Genomic DNA, 14630 nt, shown 5'->3' with positions numbered 1-14630 from the left:
TATTGAGCATTGCGTAAAAAAATCACTGGATACAGTATGGTACCGTTAACGTTTCTTCGAAAAAAAGCCGCGCACAGCGTGCCCCTCCTGCTGGCAGCCCTGATCTTTACAGGCTGCGGCACTCAGGCACCCGACCAGAGCACTGCTCATATGCAGGGATCCGCTCAGGCTGATTCTGGCTTTTATCTGCAACAAATGTCGCAGAGTTCAAATGATACCAGGATCAACTGGCAATTACTCGCCATTCGTGCACTGCTGAAGGAAGGAAAAACCCAGCAGGCCGCCGAGCTGTTCAGCCAGCTGCCGCAGGATCTTAACGACGATCAGCACCATGAGCAGACGCTGCTGTCGGCAGAACTGAAGGTCGCGCTGAAAGATTTCGACGGCGCGAAGAAGATCCTCGGCACTATCGAACTGAGCGCGCTGGATAAGAATCAGCAGGCCCGTTTCTGGCAGGCCGGTATCACCGCTGAGCAGGGTCGCCCCTCCCTGACGCTTCTCCGCGCGCTGATTGCCCAGGAGCCTCTGCTCGCGGGTGCGGACAAGCAGAAAAATATTGACGCAACCTGGCAGGCACTCGCCTCCATGACCCAGGATCAGGCCAGAGCGCTGGTGATCAACGCCGATGAAAATGTCCTGCAAGGCTGGCTGGATCTGCAACAGATGTGGTTCAACAACCGCAGCGATCCGAACATGCTGAAAGCCGGCATTACCGACTGGCAAAAGCGCTACCCGCAAAACCCGGGAGCAAAAATGCTGCCAACGCAGCTGGTGAACGTGCAAAACTTTAAGCCCGCCTCCACCAGCAAAATCGCCCTGCTGCTGCCGTTAAACGGCCAGGCAGCGGTGTTTGGCCGCGCCATTCAGCAAGGTTTTGAAGCCGCGAAAAACGGCACTACCGCCGTCACCGGCAGCGCCGTTCCGGCGCAGGCAGCACAGGCGGCGAATGTGAATGACGTCGTCAGTCCGTCAGCCGCCGAAACCAGCGACCTGACCACCGCGCAAACCCCTGCCCAGGGCACCATGCAGAATCCGGTTACCGCCCCAACGACGCAACCCGCTACCTCAGCGCCTGCGGCAACACAGGCCCCGGCTGAAACCCCGGCGCCCGCGACGGCAGAACAACCTCAGCCGCAAACCGCGCAGCCGGAACAGCAGCCAGTAGCCCAGCCGCAGGCTGTGGCCACCACCAGCGCTAACCCTGGTGCAGAGTTGAAAATCTACGACACCAGCGCCCAGCCGCTTGACCAGGTGCTGGCGCAGGTTCAGCAGGACGGGGCCAGCATCGTTGTCGGCCCGCTGTTGAAAAACAACGTGGAAGCGCTGATGAAGAGCAACACCACGCTGAACGTGCTGGCGCTGAACCAGCCAGAGCAGGTTCAGAACCGCGCCAATATCTGTTACTTCGCCCTCTCTCCGGAGGATGAAGCCCGCGATGCGGCCCGTCATATCCACGAGCAGGGCAAACAGGCGCCGCTGCTGCTGATCCCACGCAGCACGCTGGGCGACCGCGTTGCCAACGCCTTTGCGCAAGAGTGGCAGACCCTTGGCGGTGGCGTGGTGTTGCAGCAGAAATTTGGCTCAGCTTCCGAACTGAGAGCGGGCGTGAACGGCGGGGCAGGTATTGCCCTCAACGGTAGCCCGGTATCCGCCAGCCTGCCGCAGCAGCAGAGCGTCACCATCGGCGGTCTGACGATCCCAGCCCCCCCTACCGACGCGCAAATCAGCGGCGGCGGTAAAGTGGATTCGGCATACATCGTCGCTACGCCGGAAGAGATCGCCTTTATCAAACCAATGATCGCCATGCGTAACGGCAGCCAGAGCGGCGCTACGCTCTACGCCAGCTCCCGCAGCGCACAGGGTACCGCAGGCCCGGATTTCCGTCTGGAAATGGAAGGACTGCAATACAGCGAGATCCCTATGCTGGCAGGCAGCAACCCGCAGTTGATGCAGCAGGCGCTGGGCGCGGTGCGCAATGATTATTCCCTGGCGCGTCTGTACGCGATGGGCGTCGATGCCTGGGCGCTGGCAAACCACTTTACCCAGATGCGCCAGGTACCGGGCTTTGAGCTTAACGGGAATACCGGCGATCTGACCGCCGATCAGGATTGTGTGATTAACAGGAAGTTATCATGGCTCAAATACCAGCAGGGGCAGATTGTCCCGGCCAGTTAAGCCGTAAACAGACCGGCGACGCGTGGGAGCTAAAAGCGCGCCGCTGGCTTGAAGGCAAAGGACTGCGCTTTGTCGCCGCCAACGTTCGCGGGCGCGGCGGCGAGATTGACCTGATTATGAAAGACGGTCAAACCATCGTGTTTGTTGAAGTACGCTACCGACAGTCGTCCCGTTTTGGCGGTGCTGCCGCCAGCGTGACGCTCGCCAAACAAAAAAAATTATTACAGACTGCCCACTTGTGGCTTGCCCGCCATAATGGGAGTTTTGATACTGTGGATTGCCGTTTCGATGTGGTAGCCTTCACCGGAAATGCGATCGACTGGCTTAAAAACGCGTTTGGCGAAGACGCATAAATAAGATTTTAAAGGGATACCGTGCTCGAACGAATAAAAGTGTGCTTCACAGAAAGCATTCAAACGCAGATTGCCGCAGCGGAAGCCCTTCCGGACGCGATCTCGCGTGCAGCGATGACGCTGGTTCAGTCGCTGCTCAACGGCAACAAAATCCTCTGTTGTGGCAATGGCACGTCCGCCGCCAACGCACAGCATTTTGCTGCCAGCATGATCAATCGCTTCGAAACCGAGCGACCGAGTTTACCAGCCATTGCACTAAACACCGATAACGTGGTCTTAACTGCGATTGCCAACGATCGTCTGCATGACGAAATTTACGCCAAGCAGGTGCGCGCCTTAGGCCATGCCGGAGACGTGCTGCTGGCGATCTCCACGCGCGGTAACAGCCGGGATATCGTTAAGGCGGTTGAAGCGGCAGTAACCCGGGACATGACGATTGTCGCCCTGACCGGTTACGACGGCGGTGAGCTGGCTGGCCTGCTGGGGCCGCAGGATGTGGAAATCCGCATTCCTTCGCACCGTAGCGCCCGCATCCAGGAGATGCATATGCTCACGGTGAACTGCTTATGCGATCTGATCGATAACACGCTTTTCCCTCACCAGGATGATTAAGGAGTTCTCATGAAGGTTTTATCGGCCCTTGCAGTCGTGATGTCTGCATTACTGCTTCAGGGGTGCATCGCTGCCGCTGTAGTCGGTACCGCAGCGGTCGGCACCAAAGCAGCGACCGATCCGCGTACCGTTGGGACGCAGGTGGATGACGGTACGCTTGAGCTGCGCGTAAACAGTGCGCTGTCGAAAGACGAACAGATCAAGAAGGAAGCACGCATTAACGTGACGGCTTATCAGGGCAAAGTTCTGCTGGCAGGCCAGGCGCCAACCCCTGAACTCGCCTCGCGCGCCAAACAGATCGCGATGGGCGTAGAAGGTACGGCGGAAGTGTTTAACGAGATCCGCCAGGGCCAGCCGATTGGTCTCGGCACCGCGTCATCTGATACCTGGATCACCACCAAAGTGCGTTCCCAGCTGCTGGGTACCGACCAGGTGAAATCCTCAAACGTGAAAGTAACCACTGAGAACGGCGAAGTGTTCCTGCTGGGCCTGGTGACAGAACGTGAAGGGAAAGCGGCGGCGGATATCGCCAGCCGGGTGAGCGGCGTGAAGCACGTCACCACCGCCTTTACTTATATCAAGTAATTCACACCTGACTGTAAGCCCGGTAAGCGCCAGCGCCACCGGGCTTTCTTTCACACCAGCGCCATACTCCCCACAATCACTCCGCTCAACGCCACCAGCCCCGCCGTCAGCCACAGCGCTTTCGCCGGGAATGACTTACGCAGCATGATCAGCGACGGCAGGCTCACCGCCGGCAGCGTGATGAGCAGCGCCAGCGCCGGTGCGGTACCCATGCCAGCCATCATCATGGTCTGAATAATCGGGATCTCCGCCGCGGTTGGGATCACAAACAGGCAACCGGCCACCGCCATCGCAATCACCCACATCAGCGTGTTGTCGATAGCGCCATCCGCATGCGGGAACAGCCAGACGCGCGCCGCCCCGAGCACCAGTACGGCCAGGATATAGACCGGGATTGTGCTCCAGAAAAGCTGCCACAGCGCTTTGCCCCAGCGAGCTAAGAAACTGCCCTGCGGATCGCTGAGGTCCAGCTCAACGGAGGCAGGCCCGGCCTCGTTGTCTTTCACCAGGTGCTGCACCAGCGTAGCGACAAGCACCACCGTCAGCAGGCCAGCCGCCAGACGGATAAACGCGAAATGCCAGCCGAGAACGAAGCCCATAAACACCAGCGTTGCCGGGTTCAGCAGGGGGTTACCCATCCAGAAGGCAAGCGCACCGCCCATCGACACGCGCTGTCGGCGCATACCCGCCGCCACCGGTGCAGCGCAGCAGGAGCACATCATGCCCGGCAGGGAGAAAATCGTTCCCAGCAGCGTGCCCTGCAAGCGCGGTTGTCCCAGGGTTTTTATCAGCCAGTTACGCGGGATAAGTACCTGAATCAGCGAGCCCAGCAATACGCCCAATACCGCCGCTTTCCAGACGGCAAGAAAATAGACCATTGCGTAATCCCACGCCGCGCGAAGCGGGCTGGAATCGGCCTGCGCGAGAATCGATTTACCGATGCTGTGGGTGTCGGCGGCGGTGAAGGCTTTACCGTAGTACGGCTGCCATTTCACATACCAGAGGCCAATGATGACCACGAGAAAGAAGAGTGCGGGCTTCCACCACTGAACAGGTGTTGCCGCCTGAGATGAAGACTGACCAGTCATACCATTCCCCGGAAGGTGTTATTTAATAAGCCGGGGAAGTTTACGCCTCGCCCTGCGCGATTTCACGCAGTTTTGCCGAAGGGATAATATTAACCCCCTCTTGCGACGGAGCCAGTGCCTCTTTCAGCATCGCCTGCGCGACATCCCGCGCCTCGATGGACTTCCAGTTACCTGGCAGGATGCGAAACAGCGGAGCGAAAAAAGACTCGTTAAAACGCCGTTCGTCGCGGTGGCCCATCAGCATGGAAGGCCGCACGATGGTCAGGCGCTCCCATTGCTGCGCGATTAACGCCTCTTCCATTTTGCCCTTCACCTGGTTGTAAAAAAACGGCGAGCCTGCGTTCGCGCCGTGCGCGCTGACCACCAGGAAATGCTTTGCACCCAGCTTTTTGGCCGTCAGGGCGGTATCTACCACCAGCGTGTAATCTGCATGGACAAAGGCTTCCTTACTGCCCGCTTCCCGTCGGGTGGTGCCAAGGCAGCAAAAGGCGATATCAATGGGATCCTGCACCTGCGCCAGCGCGTCGGTAAGCTGGGGATCGTGCGGGTTATAGACGCCGGTGATATCCAACAGCGGGCGACGCGTCGGGGCGGCGATATAGTTGATATGCCGATCCTGGATCAGCAGCCGCAGCAGATGTCCACCCACCAGCCCGGTTGCGCCGGTAATCAGTACCTGACTCATCTTGTCCCCTTTACAGAATTGTCCGTTTGCGATCTGGGCCTGCTCTACCACACTTAAAAGTCTGTTACCGGTAAGTATTTACCACAAACGGGAAAAAAACAGTCTGAAGCGAAAACAACGGAGGAAGCATGGGTAAAAAAATCGCAGTCTTGATTACCGACGAGTTTGAAGATTCAGAATTTACGTCGCCAGCAGAGGCATTCCGCAAGGCGGGCCACGAGGTGGTCACCATCGAAAAAGAAGCGGGTAAAACCGTGAAGGGCCATAAGGGTGAAGCCAGCGTGACCATTGACGAATCCATTGATAACGTCAGCCCGTCGGATTTCGACGCCCTGCTGTTACCGGGCGGCCATTCACCGGATTCCCTGCGCGGGGACGAGCGTTTCGTCACCTTTACCCGTGACTTCGTCGGCACCGGTAAACCGGTGTTTGCCATTTGCCACGGTCCGCAGCTGCTGATCAGCGCCGAGGTGGTACGCGGGCGTAAGCTCACCGCGGTGAAACCGATCGTTATCGATCTGAAAAACGCCGGTGCCGAGTTCTACGATCAGGAAGTGGTGAACGATAACGATCAGCTGATCACCAGCCGTACGCCGGACGATCTTCCAGCGTTTAACCGCGAAGCGCTACGCCTGCTCGGTGCGTAACCAGTGCAGCTTCTTGCCAAAGCCCAGGGTGTTGTCGGTAAATTTCAGCTCATCGAGGCGGATTTCCCACACCGGGGCTTTTAGCGCTGCGGCCACCGGGAAGCGGCGCGTATAGCGTTTACGCTGGGCGTCGCTTTCCTCACCTTCCAGGCGACGAATTTCGCCTTTAAACTGGACCCCGCGGATCAGCGCAACGGTTTTAGGCTGACCATTTACCGTGCCCGCCACTTTTGCCTGTTGGCCCGTCATCTGCGCATGCCGCGTTTTGTCTTCGCTCATCACGTAAAAGGCCACGCGCTCGGGATCGTAGTAATAAAAGGCATTTGCGCACCACATCTCCTCGTCTTTACAGACGCACCAGGTCACAACATGCTGCTTTGCCAGCCAGCGGTTAATGGCGGCCAGTGTTTCCATTTTCGCTCTCTCTCATGCTATGGTGCGTTCACCTTAACATACTGAATCTGTTTACCGTGTGCTGGTTTCTCTATCTTGTCCGAACCGCTGATAACGCACTCTACACCGGGATCACTACCGATGTGGCACGGCGTTTTTTACAACATCAAACGGGAAAAGGGGCGAAAGCACTGCGGGGGAAAGGTGAACTTCAGCTGGCGTTTTCAGCCGCCGTGGGCGACAGATCCCTGGCGCTCAGGCTGGAATACCGCATCAAGCAGCTGACGAAGCGCCAGAAAGAGCGTCTCGTCAACGGGGACGGCTCTTTCGAGGCGCTACGCGAAAGCCTGCTTAAAAACGATTGAAATGATCGTGGTACTCCACCAGACCGGTAACGCCGTCGAGCGAATCGTCCGCCAGAGGATGTACCAGGAAAGATGTTTCCGTGCCTGGCCAGTGGCAGCGCAGATCGTATCTGGACGCTGGCTCAAAGCCTAAACGCTCGTAGAACGCCGGATCGCCCAGAACGACGACAGCGGCATAGCCAAATTCATTCAGGGAATCCAGCCCTTCATAGACCAGCTGGCGTGCCAGGCCCTGTCCACGGTAGTTTTCATCCACCGCCAGCGGCGCCATGCCGACCCACTGCAACTCTTCGCCCTGCACAATCACCGGACTGAACGCCACGTAGCCGACCACCTGCCCCTCATCGTCGGTGGCAACCAGGCCCAGCGTAATCAGGCCATCTTCGCGAAGATCGTGAACCAGTTGAGCTTCGGCGTCGCCTGCAAAAGAGCGGCGTAACAACGCATCGATACCCGGCGCATCAATCCCAATTTCGACTCGAATCAGCATGGTTCACCTACTGAAGTGTGTTTACTGTCCGGCGGGGTTTTTAGCCCGGCCTCAACGAAATCTGCCATTTGCATCAACATCATACGCAGCGCTTTCGGCATCTGCTCCAGCTCAATGGCATCCATTAAATTTTTGACGTACAGACCGAGCTCCGTGTCGCCTTCAATCACCAGACGACGCTGGAAGAAGAGGGTGTCCGGATCCTGTTTGCGCGCGGCGATCATCAGCAGATCGCTTGCATCCGCGCTAAAGCTGACATCCGCCTCGGCGGTTTCACGGACGATAAGCCGATCGTTCTCTACGGAAGTAAACCAGCGCAACCCGATATCGCGTACTTCAATCTTTAAACAGCGGCCTTCCAGAAACTCAAGCTCACCGTCCTGTAGCGCCTGGCGGAACTGCCAGCTCAGTACCTGTTCCAGCACCTGGCGTTTAAGCGCGAACGGCGCCAGTTTTACCGGCACGCTCAGCATTGATGGACCGAATTGTACGAGACGTGAACGCAGTTTATCCAGCACGAGCTTTACTCCCTGATAGCTATAGTCCTGCTATTTTGCCATATCCCGACAAGAAGATAGCGGCGTAAATCAACAAACCGTTGTCCGGTATACCTCATTATTGGTGCCATCAATACGCCATTAGCTGCCTTAGATCAAAAATTGTCGCGTATGGGTTAATTAAAATCCCAGCTCGTTAACATTTTTTACGATCCCTGCGATCGACAACATCGGGATAAATTATGGAGCTGCTCTGCCCTGCCGGAAACCTTCCGGCGCTTAAGGCGGCCATCGAAAATGGGGCCGATGCGGTCTATATCGGGCTGAAAGATGATACCAATGCCCGCCATTTTGCGGGTCTTAACTTTACGGAGAAAAAGCTTCAGGAAGCCGTTAACTTCGTTCACCAGCACCGGCGCAAACTGCACATCGCCATCAATACCTTTGCCCATCCTGATGGCTACGCCCGCTGGCAGCGCGCCGTGGATATGGCGGCCCAGCTGGGCGCCGATGCGTTGATCCTGGCCGACCTCGCTATGCTTGAGTATGCGGCAGAACGTTATCCGCATATTGAGCGCCACGTCTCTGTTCAGGCATCGGCCACCAATGAAGAGGCCGTGCGTTTTTATCATCGACACTTTGACGTGGCTCGCGTGGTGCTGCCGCGCGTGCTCTCTATTCATCAGGTTAAGCAACTGGCGCGCGTCACGCCAGTGCCGCTGGAGGTTTTTGCCTTCGGCAGCCTGTGCATCATGGCCGAAGGCCGCTGCTATCTTTCTTCCTATCTCACCGGGGAATCGCCAAATACCGTCGGCGCCTGCTCGCCTGCCCGCTTCGTTCGCTGGCAGCAAACGCCGCAGGGACTGGAGTCGCGCCTGAATAACGTGTTAATCGACCGCTATCAGGACGGTGAAAACGCGGGCTACCCGACACTGTGCAAAGGCCGCTATCTGGTGGACGGTGAGCGCTACCACGCGCTGGAGGAGCCCACCAGCCTCAACACGCTGGAGCTGCTGCCGGAACTGCTGGCCGCCAACATTGCCTCGGTGAAAATCGAAGGCCGCCAGCGTAGCCCGGCCTACGTGAGCCAGGTGGCGAAGGTGTGGCGTCAGGCCATCGACCGCTGCATGGCGGACCCGCAAAACTACGCCCCGCAGGCGGCCTGGATGGAGACGCTCGGCGCGATGTCCGAAGGCACGCAAACCACGCTCGGCGCGTATCACCGTAAATGGCAGTGAGATAATCATGAAATATTCATTAGGGCCGGTGCTTTACTACTGGCCAAAAGAGACGCTGGAAGATTTTTACCAGCAGGCGGCTAACAGCAGCGCCGATGTGATTTACCTCGGCGAAGCGGTGTGCAGCAAGCGCCGTGCCACCAAAGTGGGCGACTGGCTGGATATGGCGAAAAGCCTGGCCGGCAGCGGCAAGCAGGTGGTGCTCTCGACGCTGGCGCTGGTGCAGGCGTCCTCTGAACTAGGCGAGCTGAAGCGCTACGTCGAAAACGGTGAGTTCCTGCTGGAGGCGAGCGACCTGGGCGTGGTGAACATGTGCGCCGAGCGTAAGCTGCCGTTTGTCGCCGGACATGCGCTGAACTGCTATAACGCGGTGACCCTGCGCCTGCTGCTCAAACAGGGGATGACACGCTGGTGCATGCCGGTTGAGCTCTCCCGCGACTGGCTGGTCAACCTGCTAAATCAGTGTGACGAGCTGGGCATTCGTAATCAGTTTGAAGTCGAAGTGCTGAGCTACGGCCATCTGCCGCTGGCCTACTCTGCCCGCTGCTTCACCGCGCGTTCCGAAGATCGCCCGAAAGACGAGTGTGAAACCTGCTGCATTAAGTACCCGAACGGACGCAGCATGCTGTCGCAGGAGAATCAGCAGGTGTTTGTCCTCAACGGCATTCAGACTATGAGCGGTTACGTCTATAACCTCGGCAACGAGCTGGCGTCAATGCATGGGCTGGTGGATATGGTGCGTCTTTCGCCGCTCGATACCGGCGTGTTCGCCATGCTGGACGCCTTCCGCACCAACGAAAACGGCGCCTCGCCGCTGCCGCTGACGGCAAACAGCGACTGCAACGGTTACTGGAAACGTCTCGCCGGGCTGGAATTGCAGGGGTAAAAAAGCTCACTTTGTTAACAACGGTTATCATTTTTTAATGCAGTATTAAAGATTGACCGTCGACAAAGTGAGCTGTTATGACTGACAAAACCATTCCGTTTTCGGTGCTGGATCTGGCACCGATTCCACAAGGCTCCTCGGCAAGAGAAGCCTTTTCGCACTCTCTGGATCTGGCTCAGCTTGCCGAAAAACGTGGCTATCACCGCTACTGGCTGGCGGAGCACCATAATATGGTGGGCATCGCCAGCGCCGCCACCTCAGTACTGATTGGCTATCTGGCGGCGAATACCACTACTTTGCACCTTGGCTCCGGTGGCGTGATGCTGCCGAACCATGCCCCGCTGGTGATTGCCGAGCAGTTTGGCACCCTGAATACACTCTACCCCGGTCGCATTGATTTGGGTCTTGGCCGCGCGCCGGGCAGCGACCAGCCGACCATGCGCGCCCTGCGTCGCCATATGAGCGGCGATATCGACAACTTCCCGCGTGATGTAGCGGAGCTGGTGGACTGGTTCGATGCGAGCGATCCTAACCCGCACGTGCGCCCAGTGCCGGGCTACGGCGAGAAAATCCCGGTGTGGCTGTTAGGCTCAAGTCTGTACAGCGCACAGCTTGCCGCACAGCTGGGGCTGCCGTTCGCGTTCGCTTCCCACTTCGCACCGGATATGCTGCATCAGGCTCTGCATCTCTACCGCACAAACTTCAAGCCTTCCGAGCGTCTTGAGAAGCCGTATGCGATGGTGTGCATCAATATCATTGCCGCCGACAGCAACCGCGACGCGGAATTCCTGTTTACCTCCATGCAGCAGGCGTTTGTGAAGCTGCGTCGCGGCGAGACGGGCCAGTTGCCACCACCGGTTGAAAATATGCATCAGCTTTGGTCGGCCTCCGAGCAGTATGGCGTGCAGCAGGCCCTGAGCATGTCGCTGGTGGGTGATAAGGCGAAGGTGCGTCACGGTCTGGAGGCAGTGCTACGAGAAACGCAGGCGGATGAAATTATGGTCAACGGCCAGATTTTCGATCATCAGGCGCGTTTGCATTCATTTGATCTGGCGATGCAGGTGAAAGAGGAGTTGGTGGGGTAGTTTTTTGCCGGATGGCGGCTTCGCCTTATCCGGCCTACGCGATCCCTGTAGGCCCGGTAAGCGTAGCGCCACCGGGCTTTCTGTTTACTGATACACAGGCAACAGATTAAAACTCGACAGCATGTGCACCACCGCATTGCCGAGACCAAATACCAGGATCAGCGCAATCATCGGTTTTCCGCCCCAGACGCGGAATTTCGGGCTGCCGAAGCGCTTACGTGATTTACGCGCCAGCAGCGCCGGTACAATCGCCGCCCAGATGGTAGCCGCCAGTCCTGCATAGCCGATGGCGTACAGGAAACCGTTCGGCCACAGCAGGCCGCCCACAATCGGCGGCAGGAAGGTTAACAGCGCCGTTTTGAAGCGCCCCATCGCAGAGTCATCAAAACCAAACAGATCTGCCAGGTAGTCAAACAGGCCCAGCGTCACGCCGAGAAATGAGCTCGCCACCGCAAAGTTAGAGAAGACCACCAGAAGCAGATCCAGACTGCGGCTGTTCAGCACGCCACTCAGCGCCTGTACCAGCACATCAATGTTACCGCCCTTCTGCGCAATGCCGATAAATTCTGGACGCGGGATGTTACCCATCGTCCCCAGCAGCCAGATCACATACAGCCCCAGCGCCAGCAGCGTGCCGTAAATCAGGCATTTCACGATGGTGCGCGGATCCTTGCCGTAGTACTTCATCAGGCTCGGTACGTTGCCGTGGTAGCCGAACGACGCCAGACAGAATGGCAACGTCATAAGCAGGTATGGCGTGTAGGAGGTGTTCACTTCCGCAACGTTAAACAGCGTGGCCGGCGTGACGTGCCCCAGCAGGCTGCCGAAGGTCAGGAAGAAGGTGATGACCTTGGCGCCCAGCACGATCGCCGTCATGCGGCTGACCGCTTTGGTACTCATCCAGACGATAAACGCCACGCCCAGCGCGAAGCAGAGACCCGCCAGACGCGCCGGAACGTTCAGCGACATCTCGGAGAAGGTGTGATGCAGAATCGACCCGCTCGCTGAAATGTACGCGTAGGTCAGGATATAGAGTACAAACGCGATGGACAACCCGTTCACCAGGTTCCAGCCTTTGCCCAGCAGATCTCGGGTGATGGTGTCGAAGCTGGAGCCAATGCGGTAGTTCAGGTTTGCTTCAAGGATCATCAGCCCGGAATGGAGCATGCAGAACCAGGTGAAAACCAGCGCCGCCAGCGACCAGAAGAACCACGCACCGGACATAACCACTGGCAGGGAGAACATCCCGGCACCAATAATGGTTCCGCCGATGATCACCACGCCGCCAAGCAGCGAAGGTGACGTTTGGGTGGTGGTTAGTGTTGCCATGCGGCCTTATCTCCAGTCAAAAATGTGGTGTGCATTTTAATGTGATGCACTGTACCAGTACAAGAGTACAAAAGGAATAAAAAAAGCCCCGATAACAACTATCGGGGCTGTATATTTTACTTTACGTCAAAAGCGAAAAGGCTTACGCGTCACCGAAACGACGACGGCTGGTGCCTTCTTCGCGGCGTGGGCCACGATTTTCACGGCGCTCGCCGGAGAAACGACGAGGTTCGCCAGTGCGACCTTCGCTACGACCGCCTTCACGACGCTCGCCACCGAAGCTGCGACCACCGCCACGGCGTTCGCCACCGCGGTCAGAGCGAGGCTGTGCATCACCCATCAGTTGCATGTTCATTGGCTTGTTCAGAATGCGGGTGCGAGTAAAGTGCTGCAGTACTTCGCCCGGCATGCCTTTTGGCAGCTCGATCGTTGAGTGTGAACCGAACAGCTTGATGTTACCGATGTAACGGCTGCTGATGTCGCCTTCATTAGCGATCGCGCCAACGATGTGACGAACTTCAACACCATCATCACGGCCCACTTCAATGCGATACAGTTCCATTTCGCCAGCGTCACGACGCTCGCGACGTGGACGGTCTTCACCACCACGCTCTGGACGGTCACCGCGTGGACCACGGTCGTTACGGTCGCCACGACGTTCGAAACGATCGTCACGGTCACGGAAGTCACGCTTAGGACGCATCGGTGCATCAGGTGGCACGATCAGGCTACGTTCGCCCTGCGCCATTTTCAGCAGTGCTGCGGCCAGGGTTTCCATGTCCAGCTCTTCGCCTTCAGCGACAGGCTGGATCTGGGACAGCAGCGCACGGTACTGATCCAGATCGCTGCTTTCCAGCTGCTGCTGTACTTTCGCGGCGAATTTTTCCAGACGGCGTTTGCCCAGCAGTTCTGCGTTTGGCAGCTCAGCTTCTGGAATGGTCAGCTTCATGGTGCGTTCAATGTTACGCAGCAGACGACGCTCGCGGTTCTCAACGAACAGCAGCGCACGGCCCGCACGACCCGCACGACCGGTACGGCCGATACGGTGAACGTAAGACTCGGAGTCCATTGGGATATCGTAGTTTACAACCAGGCTGATACGCTCAACGTCCAGACCACGTGCTGCCACGTCGGTTGCAATCAGGATATCCAGACGACCGTCTTTCAGACGCTCCAGAGTCTGCTCACGCAGCGCCTGGTTCATGTCGCCGTTCAGCGCTGCGCTGTTGTAGCCGCTACGCTCCAGCGCTTCAGCCACTTCCAGGGTCGCGTTTTTGGTACGTACGAAGATAATCGCCGCATCAAAATCTTCCGCTTCCAGGAAACGGACCAGCGCTTCGTTTTTGCGCATGCCGTATACAGACCAGTAGCTCTGGCTGATGTCCGGGCGAGTGGTCACGCTGGACTGAATACGCACTTCCTGCGGCTCTTTCATGAAGCGGCGGGTAATGCGACGGATCGCTTCTGGCATGGTTGCAGAGAACAGAGCGGTCTGATGACCTTCCGGGATCTGCGCCATGATGGTTTCAACGTCTTCGATGAAGCCCATACGCAGCATTTCATCTGCTTCATCCAGTACCAGGCCGCTCAGCTTAGAGAGGTCCAGGGTACCGCGTTTCAGGTGATCCAGCAGACGGCCCGGCGTACCGACAACAATCTGTGGGCCCTGGCGCAGGGCGCGTAACTGCACGTCATAACGCTGGCCGCCGTACAGGGCTACCACGTTTACGCCGCGCATATGTTTAGAGAATTCCGTCATTGCTTCAGCAACCTGAACAGCCAGTTCACGGGTTGGAGCCAGGACGAGGATCTGCGGCGCACGCAGGTCCGGATCAATGTTGTTCAGCAGCGGCAGCGAGAATGCTGCGGTTTTACCGCTACCGGTCTGGGCCATGCCCAGCACGTCACGACCAGAAAGCAGGTGTGGGATACACTCAGCCTGGATCGGAGATGGTTTTTCGTAACCCAGATCGTTAAGGGCTTCAAGGATAGGAGCCTTCAGGCCCAGATCTGCAAAAGTGGTTTCGAATTCAGCCATGTAGTACAAGTGCCTCGATATTAATGGCGGCCAGTCTACTTAGCTCATCGTGAAAATGATTAGCAATTTTCATTGAAAAGTGTGAACCGGCTCAAATTAGGTGTATTGACGAACAACAACGCCCTCACCAGTGAAGGTGATGGCAATCAAAAGATTACGGGCTG

At 57.6% G+C, this 14630-nt stretch carries 17 protein-coding genes; 9 read left to right on the top strand and 8 right to left on the bottom strand.

The window, feature by feature from the left end; translation table 11 throughout:
* Positions 1 to 36 precede the first annotated feature (36 nt).
* The 4 genes from ACOTZP_RS08880 to dolP are packed head-to-tail and all read left to right on the top strand — an operon-like array spanning position 37 to position 3725.
* Positions 37 to 2175, top strand: a complete 2139-nt coding sequence (locus ACOTZP_RS08880) for a penicillin-binding protein activator (protein WP_271075422.1) — start codon at positions 37 to 39, stop codon at positions 2173 to 2175.
* Complete coding sequence (locus ACOTZP_RS08875) at positions 2133 to 2528, top strand: YraN family protein (RefSeq protein WP_271075423.1); 396 nt, start codon at positions 2133 to 2135, stop codon at positions 2526 to 2528. Before ACOTZP_RS08880 ends, ACOTZP_RS08875 begins: the two co-directional genes overlap by 43 nt.
* Before the next feature lie 21 nt (positions 2529 to 2549).
* Entirely contained in the window at positions 2550 to 3140 is a 591-nt protein-coding gene (gene diaA / locus ACOTZP_RS08870; protein ID WP_003861754.1) for a DnaA initiator-associating protein DiaA, read from the top strand.
* A 9-nt stretch (positions 3141 to 3149) separates the two neighbouring features.
* Positions 3150 to 3725, top strand: coding sequence for a division/outer membrane stress-associated lipid-binding lipoprotein (gene dolP, locus ACOTZP_RS08865; RefSeq protein ID WP_022649505.1), 576 nt, complete (start codon positions 3150 to 3152; stop codon positions 3723 to 3725).
* Between the two features lie 50 nt (positions 3726 to 3775).
* On the opposite strand, the gene ACOTZP_RS08860 is transcribed toward dolP, so the two are convergent.
* Together ACOTZP_RS08860 and ACOTZP_RS08855 are read right to left on the bottom strand one after the other, a co-directional pair.
* Complete coding sequence (locus ACOTZP_RS08860; RefSeq protein WP_023307055.1) at positions 3776 to 4813, bottom strand: permease; 1038 nt, start codon at positions 4811 to 4813, stop codon at positions 3776 to 3778.
* 40 nt (positions 4814 to 4853) lie between these two features.
* Positions 4854 to 5498, bottom strand: a complete 645-nt coding sequence (locus ACOTZP_RS08855) for an NAD(P)H-binding protein (protein ID WP_022649507.1) — start codon at positions 5496 to 5498, stop codon at positions 4854 to 4856.
* A 128-nt stretch (positions 5499 to 5626) separates the two neighbouring features.
* Between ACOTZP_RS08855 and ACOTZP_RS08850 the strand changes: the two genes are divergently transcribed.
* Positions 5627 to 6145, top strand: coding sequence for a type 1 glutamine amidotransferase domain-containing protein (locus tag ACOTZP_RS08850; RefSeq protein WP_015571965.1), 519 nt, complete (start codon positions 5627 to 5629; stop codon positions 6143 to 6145).
* On the opposite strand, the gene ACOTZP_RS08845 is transcribed toward ACOTZP_RS08850, so the two are convergent.
* On the bottom strand, positions 6125 to 6559 hold the full coding sequence (locus tag ACOTZP_RS08845; RefSeq protein ID WP_022649508.1) for a YhbP family protein: 435 nt from the start codon (positions 6557 to 6559) through the stop codon (positions 6125 to 6127). The two genes, ACOTZP_RS08850 and ACOTZP_RS08845, sit on opposite strands and share 21 nt — an antisense overlap.
* 14 nt (positions 6560 to 6573) lie before the next feature.
* On the opposite strand from ACOTZP_RS08845, the gene ACOTZP_RS08840 reads away from it, so the two are divergent.
* Positions 6574 to 6903: a GIY-YIG nuclease family protein gene (locus ACOTZP_RS08840; protein ID WP_003861768.1), complete on the top strand. Its 330-nt coding sequence runs from the start codon at positions 6574 to 6576 to the stop codon at positions 6901 to 6903.
* On the opposite strand, the gene ACOTZP_RS08835 is transcribed toward ACOTZP_RS08840, so the two are convergent.
* Both ACOTZP_RS08835 and ubiT read right to left on the bottom strand, forming a co-directional pair.
* The gene (locus ACOTZP_RS08835) at positions 6890 to 7393 is read right to left on the bottom strand and encodes a GNAT family N-acetyltransferase (protein ID WP_022649509.1); all 504 of its coding nucleotides are present in this window, start codon (positions 7391 to 7393) and stop codon (positions 6890 to 6892) included. The two genes, ACOTZP_RS08840 and ACOTZP_RS08835, sit on opposite strands and share 14 nt — an antisense overlap.
* Positions 7387 to 7911 carry a ubiquinone anaerobic biosynthesis accessory factor UbiT gene (ubiT, locus tag ACOTZP_RS08830; protein WP_421633691.1) on the bottom strand — a complete coding sequence of 175 codons (525 nt, stop codon included), beginning with the start codon at positions 7909 to 7911 and terminating at the stop codon, positions 7387 to 7389. Before ubiT ends, ACOTZP_RS08835 begins: the two co-directional genes overlap by 7 nt.
* Before the next feature lie 221 nt (positions 7912 to 8132).
* On the opposite strand from ubiT, the gene ubiU reads away from it, so the two are divergent.
* The 3 genes from ubiU (at position 8133) to ACOTZP_RS08815 (ending at position 11099) form a co-directional block, all read left to right on the top strand.
* Positions 8133 to 9128, top strand: coding sequence for a ubiquinone anaerobic biosynthesis protein UbiU (gene ubiU, locus ACOTZP_RS08825; protein WP_022649510.1), 996 nt, complete (start codon positions 8133 to 8135; stop codon positions 9126 to 9128).
* Positions 9129 to 9135: 7 nt separating this feature from the next.
* Positions 9136 to 10014, top strand: a complete 879-nt coding sequence (locus tag ACOTZP_RS08820; protein ID WP_046620867.1) for a U32 family peptidase — start codon at positions 9136 to 9138, stop codon at positions 10012 to 10014.
* A 77-nt stretch (positions 10015 to 10091) separates the two neighbouring features.
* On the top strand, positions 10092 to 11099 hold the full coding sequence (locus ACOTZP_RS08815) for a luciferase-like monooxygenase (protein WP_022649512.1): 1008 nt from the start codon (positions 10092 to 10094) through the stop codon (positions 11097 to 11099).
* A gap of 84 nt (positions 11100 to 11183) precedes the next feature.
* Here ACOTZP_RS08815 and mtr read toward each other — a convergent pair whose 3' ends face one another.
* The 3 genes from mtr to yrbN all read right to left on the bottom strand — a co-directional run bounded on the left by mtr (position 11184) and on the right by yrbN (position 14539).
* A complete protein-coding gene (gene mtr, locus ACOTZP_RS08810; protein WP_038416787.1) occupies positions 11184 to 12428 on the bottom strand; it encodes a tryptophan permease in 1245 nt (414 codons plus the stop codon).
* 142 nt (positions 12429 to 12570) lie between these two features.
* Positions 12571 to 14466 (bottom strand): DEAD/DEAH family ATP-dependent RNA helicase, encoded by a 1896-nt coding sequence (locus tag ACOTZP_RS08805; RefSeq protein WP_271075424.1) that lies wholly within the window; start codon positions 14464 to 14466, stop codon positions 12571 to 12573.
* A complete protein-coding gene (yrbN, locus tag ACOTZP_RS08800) occupies positions 14459 to 14539 on the bottom strand; it encodes a protein YrbN (protein ID WP_097397692.1) in 81 nt (26 codons plus the stop codon). The genes ACOTZP_RS08805 and yrbN overlap by 8 nt, the downstream gene beginning before the upstream one ends.
* Positions 14540 to 14630 lie beyond the last annotated feature (91 nt).

Origin of the sequence: Enterobacter cloacae complex sp. SYL001 (genome assembly GCF_049237025.1) — a bacterium.
GTDB classification, from domain to species: Bacteria; Pseudomonadota; Gammaproteobacteria; order Enterobacterales; family Enterobacteriaceae; genus Enterobacter; species Enterobacter intestinihominis.
Note: the sequence above shows the minus strand (reverse complement) of the source record. Positions and strands in the feature narration are given on the sequence as shown.

Bases quoted from the DNA above. Each gene is read 5' to 3' on its own strand.
- ubiU (WP_022649510.1), top strand. From the start codon at position 8,133: ATGGAGCTGCTCTGCCCTGCCGGAAACCTTCCGGCGCTTAAGGCGGCC.
- ACOTZP_RS08875 (WP_271075423.1), top strand. From the start codon at position 2,133: ATGGCTCAAATACCAGCAGGGGCAGATTGTCCCGGCCAGTTAAGCCGT.
- ACOTZP_RS08820 (WP_046620867.1), top strand. From the start codon at position 9,136: ATGAAATATTCATTAGGGCCGGTGCTTTACTACTGGCCAAAAGAGACG.
- ACOTZP_RS08880 (WP_271075422.1), top strand. From the start codon at position 37: ATGGTACCGTTAACGTTTCTTCGAAAAAAAGCCGCGCACAGCGTGCCC.
- ACOTZP_RS08855 (WP_022649507.1), bottom strand. From the start codon at position 5,498: ATGAGTCAGGTACTGATTACCGGCGCAACCGGGCTGGTGGGTGGACAT.
- ACOTZP_RS08805 (WP_271075424.1), bottom strand. From the start codon at position 14,466: ATGGCTGAATTCGAAACCACTTTTGCAGATCTGGGCCTGAAGGCTCCT.
- ACOTZP_RS08845 (WP_022649508.1), bottom strand. From the start codon at position 6,559: ATGGAAACACTGGCCGCCATTAACCGCTGGCTGGCAAAGCAGCATGTT.
- ACOTZP_RS08840 (WP_003861768.1), top strand. From the start codon at position 6,574: ATGCTATGGTGCGTTCACCTTAACATACTGAATCTGTTTACCGTGTGC.
- yrbN (WP_097397692.1), bottom strand. From the start codon at position 14,539: ATGAAAATTGCTAATCATTTTCACGATGAGCTAAGTAGACTGGCCGCC.
- ACOTZP_RS08815 (WP_022649512.1), top strand. From the start codon at position 10,092: ATGACTGACAAAACCATTCCGTTTTCGGTGCTGGATCTGGCACCGATT.
- ACOTZP_RS08835 (WP_022649509.1), bottom strand. From the start codon at position 7,393: ATGCTGATTCGAGTCGAAATTGGGATTGATGCGCCGGGTATCGATGCG.
- ACOTZP_RS08850 (WP_015571965.1), top strand. From the start codon at position 5,627: ATGGGTAAAAAAATCGCAGTCTTGATTACCGACGAGTTTGAAGATTCA.
- ACOTZP_RS08860 (WP_023307055.1), bottom strand. From the start codon at position 4,813: ATGACTGGTCAGTCTTCATCTCAGGCGGCAACACCTGTTCAGTGGTGG.
- dolP (WP_022649505.1), top strand. From the start codon at position 3,150: ATGAAGGTTTTATCGGCCCTTGCAGTCGTGATGTCTGCATTACTGCTT.
- mtr (WP_038416787.1), bottom strand. From the start codon at position 12,428: ATGGCAACACTAACCACCACCCAAACGTCACCTTCGCTGCTTGGCGGC.